The sequence below is a fragment of the Citrobacter telavivensis genome, from assembly GCF_041807075.1.
GTDB classification, from domain to species: Bacteria; Pseudomonadota; Gammaproteobacteria; order Enterobacterales; family Enterobacteriaceae; genus Citrobacter_A; species Citrobacter_A telavivensis.
The window spans coordinates 389,665-406,233 of sequence record NZ_JBGUBF010000002.1 but is presented as its reverse complement, the minus strand read 5'-3'; the positions used below and the strand labels follow the sequence as shown (position 1 = coordinate 406,233).

Genomic DNA, 16,569 nt, shown 5'->3' with positions numbered 1-16,569 from the left:
ACTTCTCTTAAAAATTACATCTCATCCCAATCCTTTGTACTCCACCTGACAAAGGATAAATCAATGCACACACCCTACCCTTTTAATTCCAGATACACGATGAACTGGTTTCTACTTTCTCTACTCAATGACCACCTGAATCAGCTACTGAACCGATACTCCCGAATACAGGCACTCAGACTCGACCTGTTCTATCAGAAAGGTACAGAGCGCTATAAACGTCATTCATGGAACGAAACAGAGCGAGAAGTTCGTGTACTGATTGAGCGCACCCTGCAACACACAAATCTGGCTGGGTATTTCTGGGTACTCGAGAACTCTGTAGACCACGGCTGCCATGCCCATATCGTGTTCTATCTCGACAGGCACCTTAACCAGGCTACCTACCCAATAGCTGAGAGAGTCGGAACAATATGGCGGGAAATAACGCAACGAGAAGGCTATTACAACCGCTGCGAATACAAGTCCACTTATGACGTCAGTATTGATAAGCCAGTGAACTACGATGATACCGAAGCCATCGATAACCTGCGCTACATCATCAGCTATCTCACCAAAGAAGAGCAAAAACACGGTCACTATCACTACGGAGCCAGTGAAGTACCACCGCCAAGCGGACTGGGGCGTCCTCGCACGCTGTAACTCACGTTCTGCACTTTTTTACGTATCAATCCATTGATGTGGAAGAGCTGGTGGTAACGAGTAATCACCCACCAGCTCAGGATAATCCCACACTGGAAGACAGCATCATGACAGAACAAATTTCTTTGCTCGATGATCAACTGGTGGATATGCGGTTCATCACGAAGCTAACGGGGCTGACAGATAAGTGGTTCTACAAGCTGATTAAAGATGGCCTATTCCCGAAGCCAATTAAGCTGGGCCGCAGTTCCCGCTGGAAGCAAAGCGAAGTCGAATTATGGTTACAGCAGCGCATTACGGATTCGCGCGGCCAATGATACAACCCATTCAATTAAGCTACGCCTTTGCCGATACCCCAATCCTTAAAGCACCATTCAGACTCGGTACAATTCAAGCGATATCGTTTATCACCCCTTTCACTAAAGTTCTCCATTCTGAAGCTGAAAAAATGAAGCTCCCCTATCCCCGGCCTATCTGGCATTATGTTGAACCGCTGCCACACGGGCGTTTATTACCTCAGGGGAGCTTAATATTTTAACGATGCGTCAGAACAATCCTGCGCCTGGCATATAACGTTTCCGCAGACAGCTGGAATTCATATTCCGCTGCCTTTAGCTTTCTCGATTTAAGCATCTTCATCGTAACGCCGCTGATCTGCCCTGACTCCAACCCTCTCAGAATTTCACCAGCGCTCAGCATGAGCTGTTGCTTCAAAATCGACAGCAGACTTACCTGAAATGAACGGGAGATCCTGACACTAACGCGAACCCGCTGGTGGGCGGTGATGCTTAACGGCCAGCGCTCCTGAACGGTAAAATCAGGCCGACCCGATAGCTCGGCGTTGTTCCGCTTCAGCGTCGCGATATCACAGGCAAAATGTTGAACCGTGGCGGCATCGTTTGTCATTAGCCGATGATAAAGCTGGCGGTCAATTTTGCTGACGTGCAGACGCGAAAACAGGGAGATATTCCAGGTGTAATCACAGTGTGTGCATTTATAGATACTCCACACGTCCAGCACCTTCTTTTGCGAATTAACCCGAAATGCACCTGACGGCGTGAAGTCCCGTTTAATGTTGCATGAAGGGCATCGTTTCGCGATGCGCTGATACCCCACAGGCGTGACGGTCCATGTAACTTTCATAACGTACCTTTTTTAACCCATACAAAATCGGATCCGTACTGAACGGACCATAAATTTTTATGTATGAAACATATTTAAGACATATTTTTCAGCAGGTTAAAAAAAGATTTCCAACGTTACATTCCTGTAGATGTTCAACGAGATAAGTCGAGATTATCAAAATGGCGCTTTTTAGGTAAATGAGTTCAATCAATATTTATGGTGGTTAATCACGCTACTTAACCCCCCGGGAATCCCCCGCCTAGGATGTAATTGCATTGATGGCTAATCAGAAGCAATTATCTCTCCAGTTCTCATGAGCGCCTATCAATTAGCAGTACTGGATAGTCCCACCTTGTTTATTATTTGAGTGCGTATTATTCGGAAGGCATTATTTAAATAAACGCTAAACAACGATTTATTTATTATGGATATACTGATTTTATCCGTTAACCTGTTCTGGCTAACAAACGAACAGTTATACAGGAGGAAACTGTCAACCCGGAAGGAAAACGGTTAGCCACTTGTGGCTTGTTTTTACCGTTACGTTAGCACCAGGGCAACTAACCTTGCTCACAAGTGCCTTGTTTGTGGAATGATTCTTTTTCATTGTTTAGCAGCCTGTGCAGGCGGCTCTTTTTAAGGAGGCAGCATGCCACTCAATAAAATGAAGCGTCATGCCATACTCCACACGCTCTCTATACCTGAACGTAAACTACGCCCCGTAAAATGGCTTGCTCTTATCTCATCCCTGCTCGTTATATTACAACTGGCAATTGAGAGCCTGGTCATAAGCGAATAACGGAATAGCAATTCCTGTACAAAGACCAATTCTGGAATGATTTTCTGATATCTGTCGGGTTCAGAGCACAAAACTTAATGTATTTTTTTTCCAACAACACAATCATTACGTAGAGTTGTGTCTCTGTTGAGTTTCACAGGTAAAGACCTGACTGACAGAATCTGAATAAGGAAATGAACCATGGATAACTATACGCTGCATCGTGGCAGACTTATCGACCATATCCAGCTCGTGGTAAACAACTTTGCCGCAAGCAAAGCGTTTTACACTGCTGTTCTGGCGGAACTTAAGATCCCCGTGGTTATCACCGATGACGGTTATATCTGGGCTGACGAACTGGTCATTTCGTCCGTAAAAAGTTCGGAGTCTGGAGGGGTGCCTACAGGACGGCACCATCTGGCCTTTCAGGCCACAGACCGTGAATCGGTGAACGCGTTTTACCATGCAGCACTAAATCATGGCGGACGTGATAACGGCGCACCTGCCGAACGAACCTATCATCCCGGATACTATGCCGCATTTGTTCTGGATCCGGACGGTAACAACATCGAAGCTGTTTACCATGGTGAGGGTGATCGCAGTGCCAGCTCTGTAGAAATCAGCTTCACTGTCTGAGAAAACAGGGAGCATATTTTCCCCCTGTAGCTCCCGGTAACCGCAATGGAGAGCTTTATCTATGACCGTTATTCCGGTATCAGCCCTTGAATGCAGCATTACGGAGTTGAGCCGTATTCTTGCAGACAGCTTTAGTGAATCATTGACACCGTTTGCGTTGCCACCAGAAATATTTGCCTTACGTTTCATTTCCGAAGGACTCAGTCTTGAAGACTCGTTTGTCTGGCTGGTCAATGATAACCCGGCGGCAATAGCCATCGTAACCCGCAGAATGGACAAAGCGCGTCTGGCCGCATTTGGTGTGTTACCCGAGTACCGGAGCCAGGGACTGGCAAAACAGATGCTTACTCCTCTGTTTACCTCCTTAAAAGAGAAAAAGTTTTCCAGCGTGAGGCTGGAAGTGATGCGCGAAAATACCCGGGCCATCGCTCTCTATCACGCGCTCGGTTTTCAGGTTCGCCGACATCTGTGCAAATACCGGGGAGATCCACAGTCTCATCTGGAAATATCTTCAGGGGCTATGGAATCCAAGTCTGTTGATGACTTCCTGCGTACCGTCTGGTCTGCACCAGATGATGATCTTCCCTGGCTGGCCAGTCCCCTGCAGCTCTTGTCTATTCCCTGCGACATCCTCAGGGATAACGAACATGCATGGTGTGCTGTCGCGGAGTTCATGGGACAACCTCAGCTCCGCTGTTTGTTTGTGGAACCGGTGTATCGTTACCAGGGACGGGCTAAAACAATGCTTAAGAAAATCAATGCCAGATGGCCTGGCATAGGTACATCAGCCGCGATCCCAGAAACGCTGGCACCATTATTTACTGCGGCGGGTTATCAGGCTGAACCGTTATGCCAGTTTGAAATGGAACTGACATTTTAAACTATCGTTATGCTGCATTCCGCATGACAGGAGAACAATGATGAGTTGCAAGTTTGAATGGATCAATGAGCCCGCCGTATGGTGCTACGAAAATAACGCCCTGTCGGTAATCACAGATGAGCATACTGATTTCTGGTGCCGTACCTGGTACGGGTTTGAGCGTTTTACCGGCCACATCTACGCTACTGATGTAACAGGTGATTTTACTTTTCAGGTCAGGATCCGCGCAAACTTCACCACACTCTATGACCAGGCCGGAATTATGATTCTCTCTGACGAACAGCACTGGCTCAAAGCTGGCATCGAATTCAACGATGGCACACCTGCAATCGGGAGTGTACTCACGCAGGGATATTCCGACTGGGCTACAGGACTCTTTCCTGGGGATCCGAAGGAATTCTGGCTGCGTCTGACCCGTAAGAAAGATGCGTTACGATTGCAGTATTCCTCAGATGGACAGCACTGGCCATTACTTCGCTTATGTCATTTTCCCACGGGCCCAGTAAAAACGGGCGTCATGTGTTGTACACCTCAACGCCAGGGGTTGGAGGTAGAATTTCTTGATCTCAGACTGACTCCTGCGATGGATAAAGAACTGCACGATCTGAGTTGATTAAAATCAAAGGATTACAGAAAACGGAGAACCCGTTTATGAAGCCATTTTCAGGACGCCTTAGCAGACATGGCAGCTTTCTATTATTTCCACTGGCGATGATCATCTACGATTTTTCAGCCTACCTGACAACGGACCTTATTCAGCCGGGCGTCATTAACATTATAAATGAGCTACAGGCGGATGTGACGCTGGCTCCAGCATCAGTCAGTTTGTATATGGCAGGCGGACTGGCGCTACAGTGGCTCCTGGGGCCACTTTCCGATCGGATTGGCCGCCGCCCTGTCCTGCTCACTGGCGCATTGATCTTTTCCCTTGCCAGCCTGAGCATGCTGTTTGTCACCTCGATCGAACAATACTTCGTCGCCCGCTTTATTCAGGGCACCAGCATCTGTTTTATCTCAACCGTGGGTTACGTCTCAATTCAGGAGGCGTTTGGTGAAATGGATTCCATCAGGATCATGGCTGCGCTGACATCTATTGTTCTGCTCGCCCCAGTTATCGGGCCTGTGGCCGGCGCTGCGCTGATGGCGTTCATTCACTGGAAACTGCTCTTTGCCATCATCGGTGTGTTTGGTCTGGTAGCATGGTTCTTACTACTGTACAAAATGCCGGAAACAGTTATATCTCAGGGAAGAGAATTCAGACCGGGTGAAGTACTGTCAGATTTCATCGCGGCATTTCGCCATCCCTTGGTGCTGACCGGCTCACTGGCAGTCGCTTTTGGCAACCTGCCCATCATCACCTGGGTGGCGCTCTCACCCGTGATCCTGATTGAGCATGGGGGTATGTCTCCCGGAACCTATGCCTGGACACAGGTGCCCGTGTTTAGTGGGATCATTATCGCCAGTGCGATCGTAGCGAATTTTATCAAAGACCCGACTTCACCGCGTTTTATCTGGGGTACTGTCCCGATACAGCTTGCTGGCTTGCTGACTTTGCTGGTCGGCAACCTGCTATGGCCACACGTCTGGCTATGGTCAGTACTGGGAACGAGCTTTTATGCCCTGGGTATTGGACTGCTCTATCCGGTGCTGTTTCGCTTCACACTCTTTTCTCATAACCTGCCAAAAGGCACCGTTTCTGCCACGCTGAATATTCTGGCGCTCGGCATAATTGCCCTTAGCATTGAAATAACCCGCTGGGTTTACTTCCATGCCGGCGGAAGGATTGCTTTCCATGGCGCGGCGCTGCTGGCCGGTATAGCCGTCATCATATCAGTTACCCGCCTGCTTAAACTGCGTGAGCAGCATCAGAGCCAGTCAGAATCACCGGCAGGCTGTCAGGAACAATAATACAAAAGTGAGTAAGGAGGGTTTATGTTTTCTTATGTGATGCTGGGTACTAACGATCTACCACGTGCCATCCGATTCTACGATCCGTTGATGGAATTGCTTGGGCATCCTAAGGCAGGCCGGAATGAAGAAGGCGCATCCTGGGGGACGTTCAGCAATAACCATACCATCGGATTGTGCGTCGGCAGACCCTTTAACCAACAACAAGCGGGCGTTGGTAATGGCACGATGGTCGCACTGAATACCCGCTCGTTTGAACACATCCAGCAGTTGTACGAACTTGCTATCAGTCTGGGCGCCAGGGATGAAGGTACACCGGGGCACAGGCCACAATACGGACAGGGATTCCATAGTGCCTATGTACGCGATCCGGACGGGAATAAGCTGGCGTTTGTGTTCTATGCCGATGAGGGTTGAACATCAAACTGACAGTTTTCGTGTTGTGTATGAAAGCGGCGACGCACCGGACATAGTCAGAGAGTAGCCGTCTGGCGGTGACTTTTGTGGTCGCTGAAACTGGGGCAGGAGAATCATTAAACAGGAAGTCTTATGCAAATAATATCGTCAAGATGCATCATTCGACCATTTCAGCCACACGAAATTGATAGTTTTATGGTGTATCGCAATGATGCTGAGTGGATGAAATATCAGGGATTTAAGGGGCTAACAAAAGAGGACTATGAATCAGCATTGCTGGGCGTTCTTACACTGACTCAGGGCATTCAATTGGCCATCGTCAACAAGCGGACGCAGGTTTTGATGGGTGATATCTATTTACGTCAGCAATGCGATGTATTTTGGCTCGGCTATACCATTAGCCCCGCTTATGCTCGCCAGGGATATGCATTTGAAGCCATTACCGCCACGATCGGCTGGATAAAAGAGAACGGTTTTTCACTCATCAAAGCCGGTGTGGATCCGGAAAATACCCCTTCAATAAAATTACTTATCAGGGCTGGCTTCCATTTTTCAGGCATCGAAGAGGGGGAGCATATTTATGCTCTGGATTTAACAAAAGGAGAATAACCTCCCGAGTGGAAAAGCCGATGAGGTCATTTCTGGCGTACTTCAACATGCATTTGTCAGTTTCATCTGCCTTTTTCAGTAAATGGGCTGGCGTTCGATTTCCGAAGTACATCACACTTTTTCTACTGAAACATATCCCTGCTAAAACTACGTGTTACTATTCGCTCCGTAAATACCTTTCAACTCTACCCGAGGCTTTGATGCTGGAGAATGTAATCATCCGATAATCAGCTCCCCGACCTTTTCAGGCCGGACTGATTATCAATGCGCCGAAATCGAATGCGGACACCGCTGTGTGTTTGCACGTTTTGCACATGATGATTAAACAGGTTTTCCAGTATGAATTTATCCCGTCAGGAACAACGTACCTTACACGTTCTCGCCAAAGGTGGTCGTATTGAGTACGTTCGTGATACGTCTGGCCGCGTCACCGCCGTTGAATGCTACACCCGCGAAGGGCTGTTGCTCACCGACTGCACCCTCGCCACCTTCAAAAAACTCAAAACCAAAAAACTGATCAAGTCCGTCAACGGTCAGCCCTACCGCATCAACACCACCGGGCTGAATAACGTTCGCGCACAGCTTGATAACCGCTAAGGAGAGCTTGATGGATATCAGCACCCTTATTTCCGCATCCCGACACATCCAGCTGTCGGCGGAGGAAAGCAAAATCCCCTGGGACGAACCGGCCTTCAGCCAGCGCATGCTGGCGAACCATTTGTCGCAGGATCACGACTGGGCCAGCCGCAGGCAGGAGGTCATTGAGCAGCAGGTCGAGTGGATCGCCAGTCAGTTATCCCCTGGCGCACATATCCTCGATCTTGGCTGCGGCCCCGGGTTTTATACCCACCGCTTAGCGGAGCGTGGATTTCACTGCACCGGCGTGGATTTCTCACCGGCATCTGTGAGCTGGGCACGTCAGCAGGCGCAAGATGCTGATTTGAACATCGACTATGTACAGCAGGATGTCCGCGCATACTGGCCGGATAAATCGTTCGATTTCATCATGATGACGTTCGGGGAACTGAATGTGTTCAGCACGGCAGATGCGCGCTCGCTCGTCAGCCGCTGCGCGCTGTGGCTGGAGCTGGAGCTGGGTAGCAGGCTGCTCGCTGAAGTCCATACTTTCGACGAAGTTAAGCGTCAGGGAATGGCGGAAGCGAGCTGGCAACGCTGTCCGGACGGGCTGTTTCTCGGCGTCCCTCATCTGCTGCTGACGGAACATGGCTGGGATGAAGAAGCACAAACCAGCTCAACGCAGTTCTGGGCCATAGAAGCAAACGGTCAAACCACCCGTTTCGGCAGCCAGATGACGGCCTGGCGCGATGATGAGTACGTCAGCCTGCTCGACAATGCCGGATTTACCCTGCTTCCTCCTCCTGAAAGCCACGACTGGCCAGTCAGCGAGACATTTGAAGGAAAGCTGTTTGCTCTGCTAGCCGAAAAAGCAAAAACCTCAGAGGAACGTCCTCTTAATACTCAACGCAATAAAAGGAATTCCACATTGGATATCCCACGTATTTTTACCATCAGTGAAAGCGAACACCGCATCCACAACCCGTTCACCGAAGAGAAGTACGCCACGCTGGGCCGTGTGCTGCGCATGAAACCGGAGACCCGCATTCTTGACCTCGGCAGCGGCTCGGGCGAGATGCTCTGCACCTGGGCCAGGGATCATGGCATTACGGGGACTGGCATCGACATGAGTTCGCTCTTCACCGCGCAGGCAAAGCGACGCGCGGAAGAACTCGGCGTCAGCGAACGCGTACATTTTATTCATAACGATGCGGCCGGTTACGTCGCCAATGAGAAATGTGACGTGGCAGCCTGCGTCGGCGCGACATGGATTGCCGGTGGCTTTGCCGGGACGGTCGAACTGCTGGCGCAGAGCCTTAAACCGGGTGGGATCATGCTCATCGGTGAACCCTATTGGCGTCAGCTCCCCGCAACGGACGAGATAGCCAAGGCCTGTGGCGTCAGCTCGACGACCGATTTTCTGACGCTACCAGGGCTTGTGAGTGCTTTCGATGAACTCGGCTACGACGTGGTGGAAATGGTACTTGCAGACCAGGAAGGCTGGGACCGGTATGAAGCCGCGAAATGGCTGACCATGCGCCGCTGGCTGGAGGCCAATCCTGACGACGACTTCGCCGCCGAAGTCAGGGCCGAGTTAAACATCGCGCCAAAACGCCACGTAACTTACGCGCGGGAATACTTTGGCTGGGGCGTGTTCGCGCTCATCGCCAGGTAACAACAGGTTCCCGGTATTTCTGACCGGAGATACCGGGGGCTTCGCCTTTGCTTTGATCTGATGCATCACCTGCACAATACATATTCTGTATATTTATCAATCAGGACATCACCATAAGGAGCATCATATGTCACAACATGAACAGTTCTGTCAGGCTTGCGGAATGCCGATGTCCGCACCCGATGCACACAGTGCCAGTAATCAATATTGCGCGTACTGCAGCGACAGCAACGGCAATCTTAAACCTTGGGAAGAGGCGGTATCAGGCCTGGCCAGCTTCCTTGATTCCTGGCAAAAAGTCGGCCCGGAAGAAGCACAGAAGCGAGCAAAACGTTACCTGACGGCAATGCCAGCCTGGGCTCATAAAGCAGATGAATGAAAAACAAAGCCTGAGTGATTTAGGCTGGCTATCTTCACTCCCCTAATTCCATAAAGGAGAGCAGATGTTTTCTTACATTATGCCTGGGACGAATGACCTGTCACGCGCCATTACATTTTACGATCCGCTGATGGATATGCTGGCATATCCTCGCGGCGGCACGGACGAGGGAGCACTAGGCCTGCGTCCGCATTTCGGCGAGGGTTTCTACAGCGCTTACGTCAAAGGCCACGATGGCAACAAGCTAGCATTCGTAAATTACACCGCACAATTCTTAGAACGATAATTCGGGGGCCTTCGCGCCCCCATCTAAAACTGAACCCATCCTGCAGATTTCAGAGAAGCATTGAACGAGTTGATAAATGCCGAGATGTCTGACTGTTTTTATGCCAGAACTCCATAGTATGACAACCGCAGCACTATCCCCCTCTCATCCCCTTTACATTATTCAACCACATGGCTTCTGTGTGCCCTTCAAGGGCGGCTTAGCCTGCGTGTTGTCTGGCAGAAGACTGAAAACATGTTTACCAAATCCTTTTTCGCCCCGATGGTAAAGATCGTCTACCTGCCATTAATGAGACGGCTGCGCTCACGCTGCGTTTTTAATCAGCCCTGCTTTGACGTGACCGCCCGGTTACGGGCCACAATATGTTCATGGCTCAGGGGGGCACTGGCAGACATAAACTCCTGCATGAGGGCGTCGCGATTTAATTGAGCCTGTTTTTTATCTGCAGCCGTCAGGGCAAGCTTCAGTTCCGCAACGCTGAGTTCAGTGCAGTAGGCAGGCGAACCAGGCTGCTGACGCCATGATTCACTCAGGGAACCAGCATCAACAGCATCAAACCCTGTTTCGCTGACCAGTACCATGGCAACCCGTTTGGCTCTTTCGTCATCGCCTGCAACAGGGACCGCTATCCGGTCCGGGGCATTTTCCGGAAGACCCTTATCAGAGAGTGTCTTAGCCAGCAGGGCATTCCACGCCTTGATGACGGGATGGCCGAGGCGCGCGCTGGCCCAGACACTTTCAGGCATCCCGTTTTCAACCTCTGCAATAGACCCATCGCGGAACGGATAATAGTTGGATGTATCGATAACCGGCACGGTATCAGGCAGCGAGCTCAGTAGTCCGGCAAGGCTGTTGTGTGCGGTGAACGGGATGGCAAGAATAACAAGTTCAGCGTCCCTGAGGGCATCTTCACTCGTAACAGCGGTCGCGCCGGCCTTACGTGCGATATCAGCAATGGTTTCTGGGCCTTTGGAGTTAGCCAGTTTTACCGTGTAACCTGCTGCTGAAAGCTTTGTGGCCAGGGTGGCACCAATATTTCCTGCACCGATAATGCTAATGTTCATCTCTTTATTCCTCGTTGTACTGATAACTGATGGTTTATTCTGTCGCCGGGTGGGCAAAATCGTTAAGCGTGTCGCGTAGCTGAGCAAGCTCATCCTTACTGAGTCGGCAGGCCGAGCGGATTTTGTCTGTCACAGCCCAGAGTTCTTCGCGCAGCGCTTCTCCGCTTTCGGTAAGCGTCACCAGAACCCTGCGTTCGTCGCCCGGATCGCGCTGACGGAATACCTTTCCCGAGGCTTCAAGCCGCTTCAGCAGAGGAGTGATTGTGCCAGTATCCATTCCAAGTCTACTGCCCAGCTCTCCCACCGACCGGGGCGTGCCGGCAAACAGCTCAAGCATGACCAGATACTGCGGAAAGGTCAGCCCAAGTGGGTCGAGAAAGGGCTTGTGCATACGGTTCATCCTGCCCGCGGCACCGTAAAGTGCGAATGACAGTTCAGTACCGATCTCACGTCGTTCTTTGTTAGTGGCCATATGTAATATCTGTTGGTTGATAATCTAGCGTGCTAGATAAATTATGACATTTATTATTGCCCGGCAAAGAAAATTCACTTGGTAATTTGTGCGTTAATCCTTACCTGTATTGTTGCCCCTGTGTAACGCTTTGCAGCCCTGTGTGTATGGACATACGTCTGCTTCTGGCACAAAGCCGATCTTCAGCCCTCCCTAAAAATTAATGAACACATCTAATAAACCCTAGCTAATTACCCCATCTAATCGAATAAATCAGTTTGCGTTATGCTTTTCCAACACAACAGCTGAAGGATAACGTCATGCAAACTGTAAAACTGAACAACGGTATTGAAATGCCCCTGCTGGGCTTTGGTGTCTTCCAGATGACGGATGCTGCTGAATGCGAAAGAGCGGTTATTGATGCGATCGATACGGGATACCGCCTGATCGATACCGCTGCGTCTTACCAGAATGAAACCCAGGTCGGGAACGCTCTGAAACAGAGCGGTATCGCGCGTAACGAACTTTTTGTAACGACCAAACTGTGGCTACAGGATACTAATTACGCAGGCGCTAAAGCCCAGTTCGAACGCTCCCTTAATCGGCTGCAACTTGATTACGTCGACCTGTACCTGATTCACCAGCCTTATGGCGATGTCCATGGGGCATGGCGTGCTATGGAAGAACTGCAGCAGGCAGGCAAAATTCGCGCCATTGGTGTCAGCAATTTCCATCCTGACCGACTGGCCGACCTTATCGCCTTCAACAAGGTTGCCCCTGCGGTGAACCAGATTGAAGTTAACCCCTTCAACCAGCAGTTGCATGCCGTTCCATGGAATCAAAGCCATGGCATTCAGCCGGAAGCCTGGGCACCGTTTGCTGAGGGTAAAAATGGCCTGTTCCAGCATCCCGTGTTAACGGCAATTGGTCAGAAGTACGGCAAAAGCGTGGGCCAGGTTGTGCTGCGTTGGATCTTCCAGCGAGGCATCGTTTCGCTGGCGAAATCGGTGCGCAAAGAACGCATGGAAGAGAACATCAACATTCTCGATTTTGAACTCAGCTCTGAAGATATGCTGCAGATTGCTGCCCTCGACACTGCAACCAGCGCCTTCTTCTCTCACCGCGACCCGGCGATGGTGGAATGGCTGACGGGCCGCAAACTTGATGTTTAAGTCGCGATAAAAGAGGTATTCATTCAATGCTAAAACGTTATCTGGGTAAATCCCGACTCGAAGTCTCCGCGCTTGGGCTCGGTTGCATGGGCTTAAGCCACGGCTATGGTCCGGCGACCGATACTCGTCAGGCTATCGAGCTCATTCGCGCAGCGGTTGAACGTGGCGTAACCTTCTTCGATACCGCTGAAGTGTATGGCCCCTTCCTCAATGAAGAAGTTGTCGGCGAAGCCTTAAAACCGTTTCGTGACCGTGCGGTCATTGCCACTAAGTTTGGTTTTACTTTTGGCGACGACAACAAGCAGCAGATTTTAAACAGCCGTCCGGAGCATATCCGTGAAGCTGTGGAAGGATCATTACGCCGTCTTAAGACTGATGTCATTGATCTGCTGTATCAACATCGTGTCGATCCGGATGTACCTATTGAAGATGTTGCGGGAACAGTGAAGGACCTGATCGCTGAAGGCAAAGTTAAACATTTCGGTCTGTCCGAAGCGGGCGCGCAAACCATTCGTCGTGCTCATGCCGTACAACCGGTCACTGCGCTGCAAAGCGAATACTCCATGTGGTGGCGCGAGCCTGAGCAGGAGATCCTGCCGTTGCTGGAGGAACTGGGTATTGGTTTTGTACCCTTCAGTCCATTAGGTAAGGGCTTCCTGACAGGAGCGATTAGGCCAGGAACCACTTTTGGCAAGGATGACTACCGCAGCACCGTGCCGCGTTTCGCCGAGCAGGCGATTGAAGCCAATGAAAAGCTGGTCTCATTGCTGGGTGAACTGGCGGCAGAGAAAGGCGTGACGTCTGCACAAATCGCGCTGGCATGGCTGCTGGCACAAAAGCCGTGGATTGTTCCTATCCCTGGTACCACGAAACTGCACCGGCTGGAAGAAAACCTGGGGGCCGCCGACATCATCCTTTCTCAGGATGACTCGCGAAAGATAACCCAGGCGCTTGAAACGATTAAAATCGTCGGCGAGCGTTATTCTCCTGAGCATCGGGCTCGCGTAGGTCGTTAATACCCGGACGGGTCCGTACTCTATTGCGGACCCTTATTTCGTTTGATTAATCAGGCAGATAACTCAGATAGTTTTGAATCAGATACATATCTGCTAACGCCATAGTGATAGATGCCGCCGGAGAAGTCGTGAATAGACATGCCGGAAACAGATTATCCTGCCTACCCCCGCACCATTTCATGAACCTGTTTGTATTAGCTTTAAATTTGTGATCCATATTGCAAAAACGGTTCAAAAGCCAGAAACAAAAAAACAAACTAAATCAAACAAGTAATTGAGAATTAATCATTCATAAATATGACAAAGGTCACAAAATCACAATCAGGTTACTATTTTTAAGAAAAGGTCACTTTTTTACTATGTCATCACCGTTGCGAACAGGGAAAGATAGCGAGATCGGCAACACATTGACGCGCGAAGGCATTCAGGAGTCGAGATGGCGGTGGTTATAACCTATGTATGTGAGCTTCACGAAGGTGTTCATGCCCGGCCTGCCGGATACATCGCGCGGCTATGTAATCTGTTCCGGGCAGATATCGACTGGGAAAACACCCGTACGGGACTACTGGCAAATGCGAAAAGCGCCCTCTCGCTGATTGCCAGTGACACGCTGGTAAACGATACATGCCGCATCACCCTTTGCGGAGAGGATGAAACGCAGGCCGCAGTCCAGTTGCGCACGCTGCTTTCCGATCTCCCGACTTTTAGCCTTGAACCGGAACCAATAACCACGCAGGGGTATCTGCCCCGCTGCCTGCGCGAGTTGAACCCACAGGTGATTCAGGGAACTCGCATAAATAAAGGCGCAGCCATCGCCAGACCACAGATAATGCAGAGCCTGACTTTCACCGATATTATCGCCCGCAATCCAGGGTATATCGGCAATATTGAAAGTGAAAAAGCCCGCTTTCTTACCGGATTAGATGCGTTACGCGTAGAGCAAGAGGCCGCACTCGGAAAAAACCAGGGTATTGAACACGATCTTATTGCGGCACATCTATCTCTGATAACCGACATCGCATTTCAGGATAGTGCGATCGGTTATCTGAATAACAACATGAATGCCTGGTCGGCCATCGCGCAGGCGTCCCTTGACTTTTGCCATCAGCTTGAGCGCTCGCCTAGCCAGTATCTGCAGGAGCGCGCCCTGGATATTCTTGATATTGCGACGCAGCTCATCAGTGCGATCTATGGCGAACAGGCTCTGGCTTACCACCCACCTTTGCTAAATGAACCGACAATTGTTTTCGCCAGTCATCTGACCCCCAACCAGTTTCTGGCGCTAAACCGCAAACACCTTGCAGGTCTGGTGCTCTCCTCTACGGGGAAAACCTCCCATACAGCCATACTGGCTCGTTCGTCAGGTATCCCAACCCTGGCGGATATCGATTTTTCATCGCTGGATTTCGATGTCGATCAGCTGATAATCATTGATGGTGAGCCGGGGATCCTGATTACCCATCCGGATGAGAAAGTTCTGCGCTACTACCGTCATGAAATTGCCGTCCAGCAGGATATGCAGCAGCGGCTGCGGGAAAATGCTTTAGCACCCGCAAGAACCCGCGATGGGCATCGCGTAGAGGTAGCCGCTAATATTGCAAGCCTGGCCGAAGCGCAGGCGGCCTTTGAAAACGGCGCGGAAAGCATCGGCCTGTTTCGCACCGAGATAACATATATGGGCCGCGATTACCCGCCCTCCTGCGCTGAACTGACAAACCTGTATAAACAGGTTGTTACTCTGGCAGGGGGGAAGCCCGTTATCTTTCGCACCTTCGATATCGGCGGTGATAAACCGGTTGGATACCTAAGCGTCGACAATGAAGAAAACCCGTTTCTTGGTTTCCGGGCAGTGCGTACTTATCCGCAATATCGCGACCTTTTTTCCACCCAACTGAAGGCTATTCTGAGCGCCTCAACATCAGGTAAAGCCAAAATTATGCTGCCGATGATTTCTCGGGTGGAAGAACTTATCTGGTGTCGTGAGGTACTGGAATCGGTTAAACAGGAGATGCGCCACGAGGGTCTGGCATTTGATGAACAGACAGCGCTCGGAATCATGCTGGAAGTACCTTCGGTACTCTTTTCTATGGCAGAGATGGCAGAACATGCGGATTTCTTCAGCGTGGGCAGTAATGACCTGACGCAATACTTTTTCGCCGCAGACCGAGGTAATGCACAGGTAAAAACGCTTTATGACAGTTGCACGCCACCGTTTTTACGCGCCCTGCAATTCGCAGTGAAAGAGGCTCATCGCGCCGGTAAGCCTGTCGGGTTGTGCGGTGAACTCGCTGCTGACGAAACCATTCTCCCACTGCTTATCGGCATTGGCTTTGATGAATTGAGTATGAACTGCACCGCGATTCCGGGGATTAAGCACGCCCTGGGCCAACTCAGTGCCGGAGATTGCCGGTCGCTGACGCAGAATCTTTTGCAAAATCACAACGCACAACAGTTCAAAGCCGCATTACAAAACTCGAGCGTTAGTGCGGCGCAAAAGCCGCTACTGTCGCCGGAGATGGTTTTATGGGGAATTGACGCCGCTGATAAAAACGAGGCTATCAAAATGATGGTTGATAACCTGTGGCTTCAGCAGCGCACCAATACACGTGACAGGCTCTGCAGTGATATCTGGGCTCGCGAAGTGCCTTTTCCTACCGTCGTTGGCTCGGGCTTTGCTATCCCCCATGCCCAAACGGACGCTGTCAGGGATTCCTCCGTCAGTATTGCCACGCTCAGGCAACCTATCGCCTGGGGCGGCGTCATGGTGGATACCCTGTTCATGCTGACGATTAGCAAATCCGCGCAGGATAACGAGCATATGAAGTACTTCTCCAGCCTGGCGCGCATGCTCATGAATGATGAATTTGTCAGCCAGATTAAAGCGGCAAAAAGCCCGGAAGCGCTTTACACGCTGATATCCAGAACTCTGGTCTTCTGAGCAGCAAACGTTACGAG

General features: G+C 50.6%; 18 protein-coding genes. 15 read left to right on the top strand and 3 right to left on the bottom strand.

Annotated features, from left to right (window positions below; all coding sequences use genetic code 11):
- The first annotated feature begins 63 nt into the window (after window positions 1–63).
- Window positions 64–642, top strand: coding sequence for a YagK/YfjJ domain-containing protein (locus ACERJC_RS13025; RefSeq protein WP_346589795.1), 579 nt, complete (start codon window positions 64–66; stop codon window positions 640–642).
- Window positions 643–749: 107 nt separating this feature from the next.
- On the top strand, window positions 750–959 hold the full coding sequence (locus ACERJC_RS13020; RefSeq protein WP_212025787.1) for a helix-turn-helix transcriptional regulator: 210 nt from the start codon (window positions 750–752) through the stop codon (window positions 957–959).
- A gap of 217 nt (window positions 960–1,176) precedes the next feature.
- On the opposite strand, the gene ACERJC_RS13015 is transcribed toward ACERJC_RS13020, so the two are convergent.
- Window positions 1,177–1,785, bottom strand: a complete 609-nt coding sequence (locus ACERJC_RS13015) for a DUF1062 domain-containing protein (RefSeq protein ID WP_012543048.1) — start codon at window positions 1,783–1,785, stop codon at window positions 1,177–1,179.
- Window positions 1,786–2,746: 961 nt separating this feature from the next.
- On the opposite strand from ACERJC_RS13015, the gene ACERJC_RS13010 reads away from it, so the two are divergent.
- From ACERJC_RS13010 to ACERJC_RS12965, 10 genes are all read left to right on the top strand, one after another.
- Window positions 2,747–3,181, top strand: a complete 435-nt coding sequence (locus ACERJC_RS13010) for a VOC family protein (RefSeq protein WP_284923911.1) — start codon at window positions 2,747–2,749, stop codon at window positions 3,179–3,181.
- Window positions 3,182–3,242: 61 nt separating this feature from the next.
- The gene (locus tag ACERJC_RS13005) at window positions 3,243–4,061 is read left to right on the top strand and encodes a GNAT family N-acetyltransferase (RefSeq protein ID WP_155553964.1); all 819 of its coding nucleotides are present in this window, start codon (window positions 3,243–3,245) and stop codon (window positions 4,059–4,061) included.
- A 40-nt stretch (window positions 4,062–4,101) separates the two neighbouring features.
- Entirely contained in the window at window positions 4,102–4,674 is a 573-nt protein-coding gene (locus ACERJC_RS13000) for a DUF1349 domain-containing protein (protein ID WP_072420665.1), read from the top strand.
- Window positions 4,675–4,712: 38 nt separating this feature from the next.
- The gene (locus tag ACERJC_RS12995) at window positions 4,713–5,969 is read left to right on the top strand and encodes an MFS transporter (protein WP_373671841.1); all 1,257 of its coding nucleotides are present in this window, start codon (window positions 4,713–4,715) and stop codon (window positions 5,967–5,969) included.
- Between the two features lie 24 nt (window positions 5,970–5,993).
- Window positions 5,994–6,386 (top strand): VOC family protein, encoded by a 393-nt coding sequence (locus ACERJC_RS12990; protein WP_072420584.1) that lies wholly within the window; start codon window positions 5,994–5,996, stop codon window positions 6,384–6,386.
- Window positions 6,387–6,518: 132 nt separating this feature from the next.
- Window positions 6,519–6,995, top strand: coding sequence for a GNAT family N-acetyltransferase (locus ACERJC_RS12985; protein WP_072420585.1), 477 nt, complete (start codon window positions 6,519–6,521; stop codon window positions 6,993–6,995).
- A gap of 339 nt (window positions 6,996–7,334) precedes the next feature.
- Window positions 7,335–7,592, top strand: a complete 258-nt coding sequence (locus ACERJC_RS12980; protein ID WP_072420586.1) for a YjhX family toxin — start codon at window positions 7,335–7,337, stop codon at window positions 7,590–7,592.
- A 10-nt stretch (window positions 7,593–7,602) separates the two neighbouring features.
- Window positions 7,603–9,246 carry a class I SAM-dependent methyltransferase gene (locus ACERJC_RS12975; protein WP_284923908.1) on the top strand — a complete coding sequence of 548 codons (1,644 nt, stop codon included), beginning with the start codon at window positions 7,603–7,605 and terminating at the stop codon, window positions 9,244–9,246.
- A 127-nt stretch (window positions 9,247–9,373) separates the two neighbouring features.
- Window positions 9,374–9,625 carry a zinc ribbon domain-containing protein gene (locus ACERJC_RS12970; RefSeq protein ID WP_063444322.1) on the top strand — a complete coding sequence of 84 codons (252 nt, stop codon included), beginning with the start codon at window positions 9,374–9,376 and terminating at the stop codon, window positions 9,623–9,625.
- 64 nt (window positions 9,626–9,689) lie between these two features.
- Window positions 9,690–9,911, top strand: a complete 222-nt coding sequence (locus ACERJC_RS12965) for a VOC family protein (RefSeq protein WP_063444323.1) — start codon at window positions 9,690–9,692, stop codon at window positions 9,909–9,911.
- Window positions 9,912–10,231: 320 nt separating this feature from the next.
- On the opposite strand, the gene ACERJC_RS12960 is transcribed toward ACERJC_RS12965, so the two are convergent.
- The gene (locus ACERJC_RS12960; protein ID WP_137379974.1) at window positions 10,232–11,068 is read right to left on the bottom strand and encodes an NADPH-dependent F420 reductase; all 837 of its coding nucleotides are present in this window, start codon (window positions 11,066–11,068) and stop codon (window positions 10,232–10,234) included.
- Window positions 11,010–11,447 (bottom strand): MarR family winged helix-turn-helix transcriptional regulator, encoded by a 438-nt coding sequence (locus ACERJC_RS12955; RefSeq protein ID WP_077202897.1) that lies wholly within the window; start codon window positions 11,445–11,447, stop codon window positions 11,010–11,012. The genes ACERJC_RS12960 and ACERJC_RS12955 overlap by 59 nt, the downstream gene beginning before the upstream one ends.
- Window positions 11,448–11,746: 299 nt before the next feature.
- Here ACERJC_RS12955 and ACERJC_RS12950 point away from each other — a divergent pair, with 299 nt between their 5' ends.
- The 3 genes from ACERJC_RS12950 to ptsP all read left to right on the top strand — a co-directional run bounded on the left by ACERJC_RS12950 (window position 11,747) and on the right by ptsP (window position 16,552).
- Window positions 11,747–12,598, top strand: a complete 852-nt coding sequence (locus ACERJC_RS12950) for an aldo/keto reductase (protein WP_284923907.1) — start codon at window positions 11,747–11,749, stop codon at window positions 12,596–12,598.
- Between the two features lie 26 nt (window positions 12,599–12,624).
- Window positions 12,625–13,614 carry an aldo/keto reductase gene (locus ACERJC_RS12945; RefSeq protein ID WP_284923906.1) on the top strand — a complete coding sequence of 330 codons (990 nt, stop codon included), beginning with the start codon at window positions 12,625–12,627 and terminating at the stop codon, window positions 13,612–13,614.
- 436 nt (window positions 13,615–14,050) lie between these two features.
- Window positions 14,051–16,552, top strand: coding sequence for a phosphoenolpyruvate--protein phosphotransferase (gene ptsP, locus ACERJC_RS12940; protein ID WP_063444333.1), 2,502 nt, complete (start codon window positions 14,051–14,053; stop codon window positions 16,550–16,552).
- Window positions 16,553–16,569 lie beyond the last annotated feature (17 nt).

What these genes read in the sequence shown, in the direction of transcription:
- ACERJC_RS13025 (WP_346589795.1), top strand. Translation starts at nt 64, where the DNA reads ATGCACACACCCTACCCTTTTAATTCCAGATACACGATGAACTGGTTT.
- ACERJC_RS13020 (WP_212025787.1), top strand. Translation starts at nt 750, where the DNA reads ATGACAGAACAAATTTCTTTGCTCGATGATCAACTGGTGGATATGCGG.
- ACERJC_RS13015 (WP_012543048.1), bottom strand. Translation starts at nt 1,785, where the DNA reads ATGAAAGTTACATGGACCGTCACGCCTGTGGGGTATCAGCGCATCGCG.
- ACERJC_RS13010 (WP_284923911.1), top strand. Translation starts at nt 2,747, where the DNA reads ATGGATAACTATACGCTGCATCGTGGCAGACTTATCGACCATATCCAG.
- ACERJC_RS13005 (WP_155553964.1), top strand. Translation starts at nt 3,243, where the DNA reads ATGACCGTTATTCCGGTATCAGCCCTTGAATGCAGCATTACGGAGTTG.
- ACERJC_RS13000 (WP_072420665.1), top strand. Translation starts at nt 4,102, where the DNA reads ATGAGTTGCAAGTTTGAATGGATCAATGAGCCCGCCGTATGGTGCTAC.
- ACERJC_RS12995 (WP_373671841.1), top strand. Translation starts at nt 4,713, where the DNA reads ATGAAGCCATTTTCAGGACGCCTTAGCAGACATGGCAGCTTTCTATTA.
- ACERJC_RS12990 (WP_072420584.1), top strand. Translation starts at nt 5,994, where the DNA reads ATGTTTTCTTATGTGATGCTGGGTACTAACGATCTACCACGTGCCATC.
- ACERJC_RS12985 (WP_072420585.1), top strand. Translation starts at nt 6,519, where the DNA reads ATGCAAATAATATCGTCAAGATGCATCATTCGACCATTTCAGCCACAC.
- ACERJC_RS12980 (WP_072420586.1), top strand. Translation starts at nt 7,335, where the DNA reads ATGAATTTATCCCGTCAGGAACAACGTACCTTACACGTTCTCGCCAAA.
- ACERJC_RS12975 (WP_284923908.1), top strand. Translation starts at nt 7,603, where the DNA reads ATGGATATCAGCACCCTTATTTCCGCATCCCGACACATCCAGCTGTCG.
- ACERJC_RS12970 (WP_063444322.1), top strand. Translation starts at nt 9,374, where the DNA reads ATGTCACAACATGAACAGTTCTGTCAGGCTTGCGGAATGCCGATGTCC.
- ACERJC_RS12965 (WP_063444323.1), top strand. Translation starts at nt 9,690, where the DNA reads ATGTTTTCTTACATTATGCCTGGGACGAATGACCTGTCACGCGCCATT.
- ACERJC_RS12960 (WP_137379974.1), bottom strand. Translation starts at nt 11,068, where the DNA reads ATGAGCTTGCTCAGCTACGCGACACGCTTAACGATTTTGCCCACCCGG.
- ACERJC_RS12955 (WP_077202897.1), bottom strand. Translation starts at nt 11,447, where the DNA reads ATGGCCACTAACAAAGAACGACGTGAGATCGGTACTGAACTGTCATTC.
- ACERJC_RS12950 (WP_284923907.1), top strand. Translation starts at nt 11,747, where the DNA reads ATGCAAACTGTAAAACTGAACAACGGTATTGAAATGCCCCTGCTGGGC.
- ACERJC_RS12945 (WP_284923906.1), top strand. Translation starts at nt 12,625, where the DNA reads ATGCTAAAACGTTATCTGGGTAAATCCCGACTCGAAGTCTCCGCGCTT.
- ptsP (WP_063444333.1), top strand. Translation starts at nt 14,051, where the DNA reads ATGGCGGTGGTTATAACCTATGTATGTGAGCTTCACGAAGGTGTTCAT.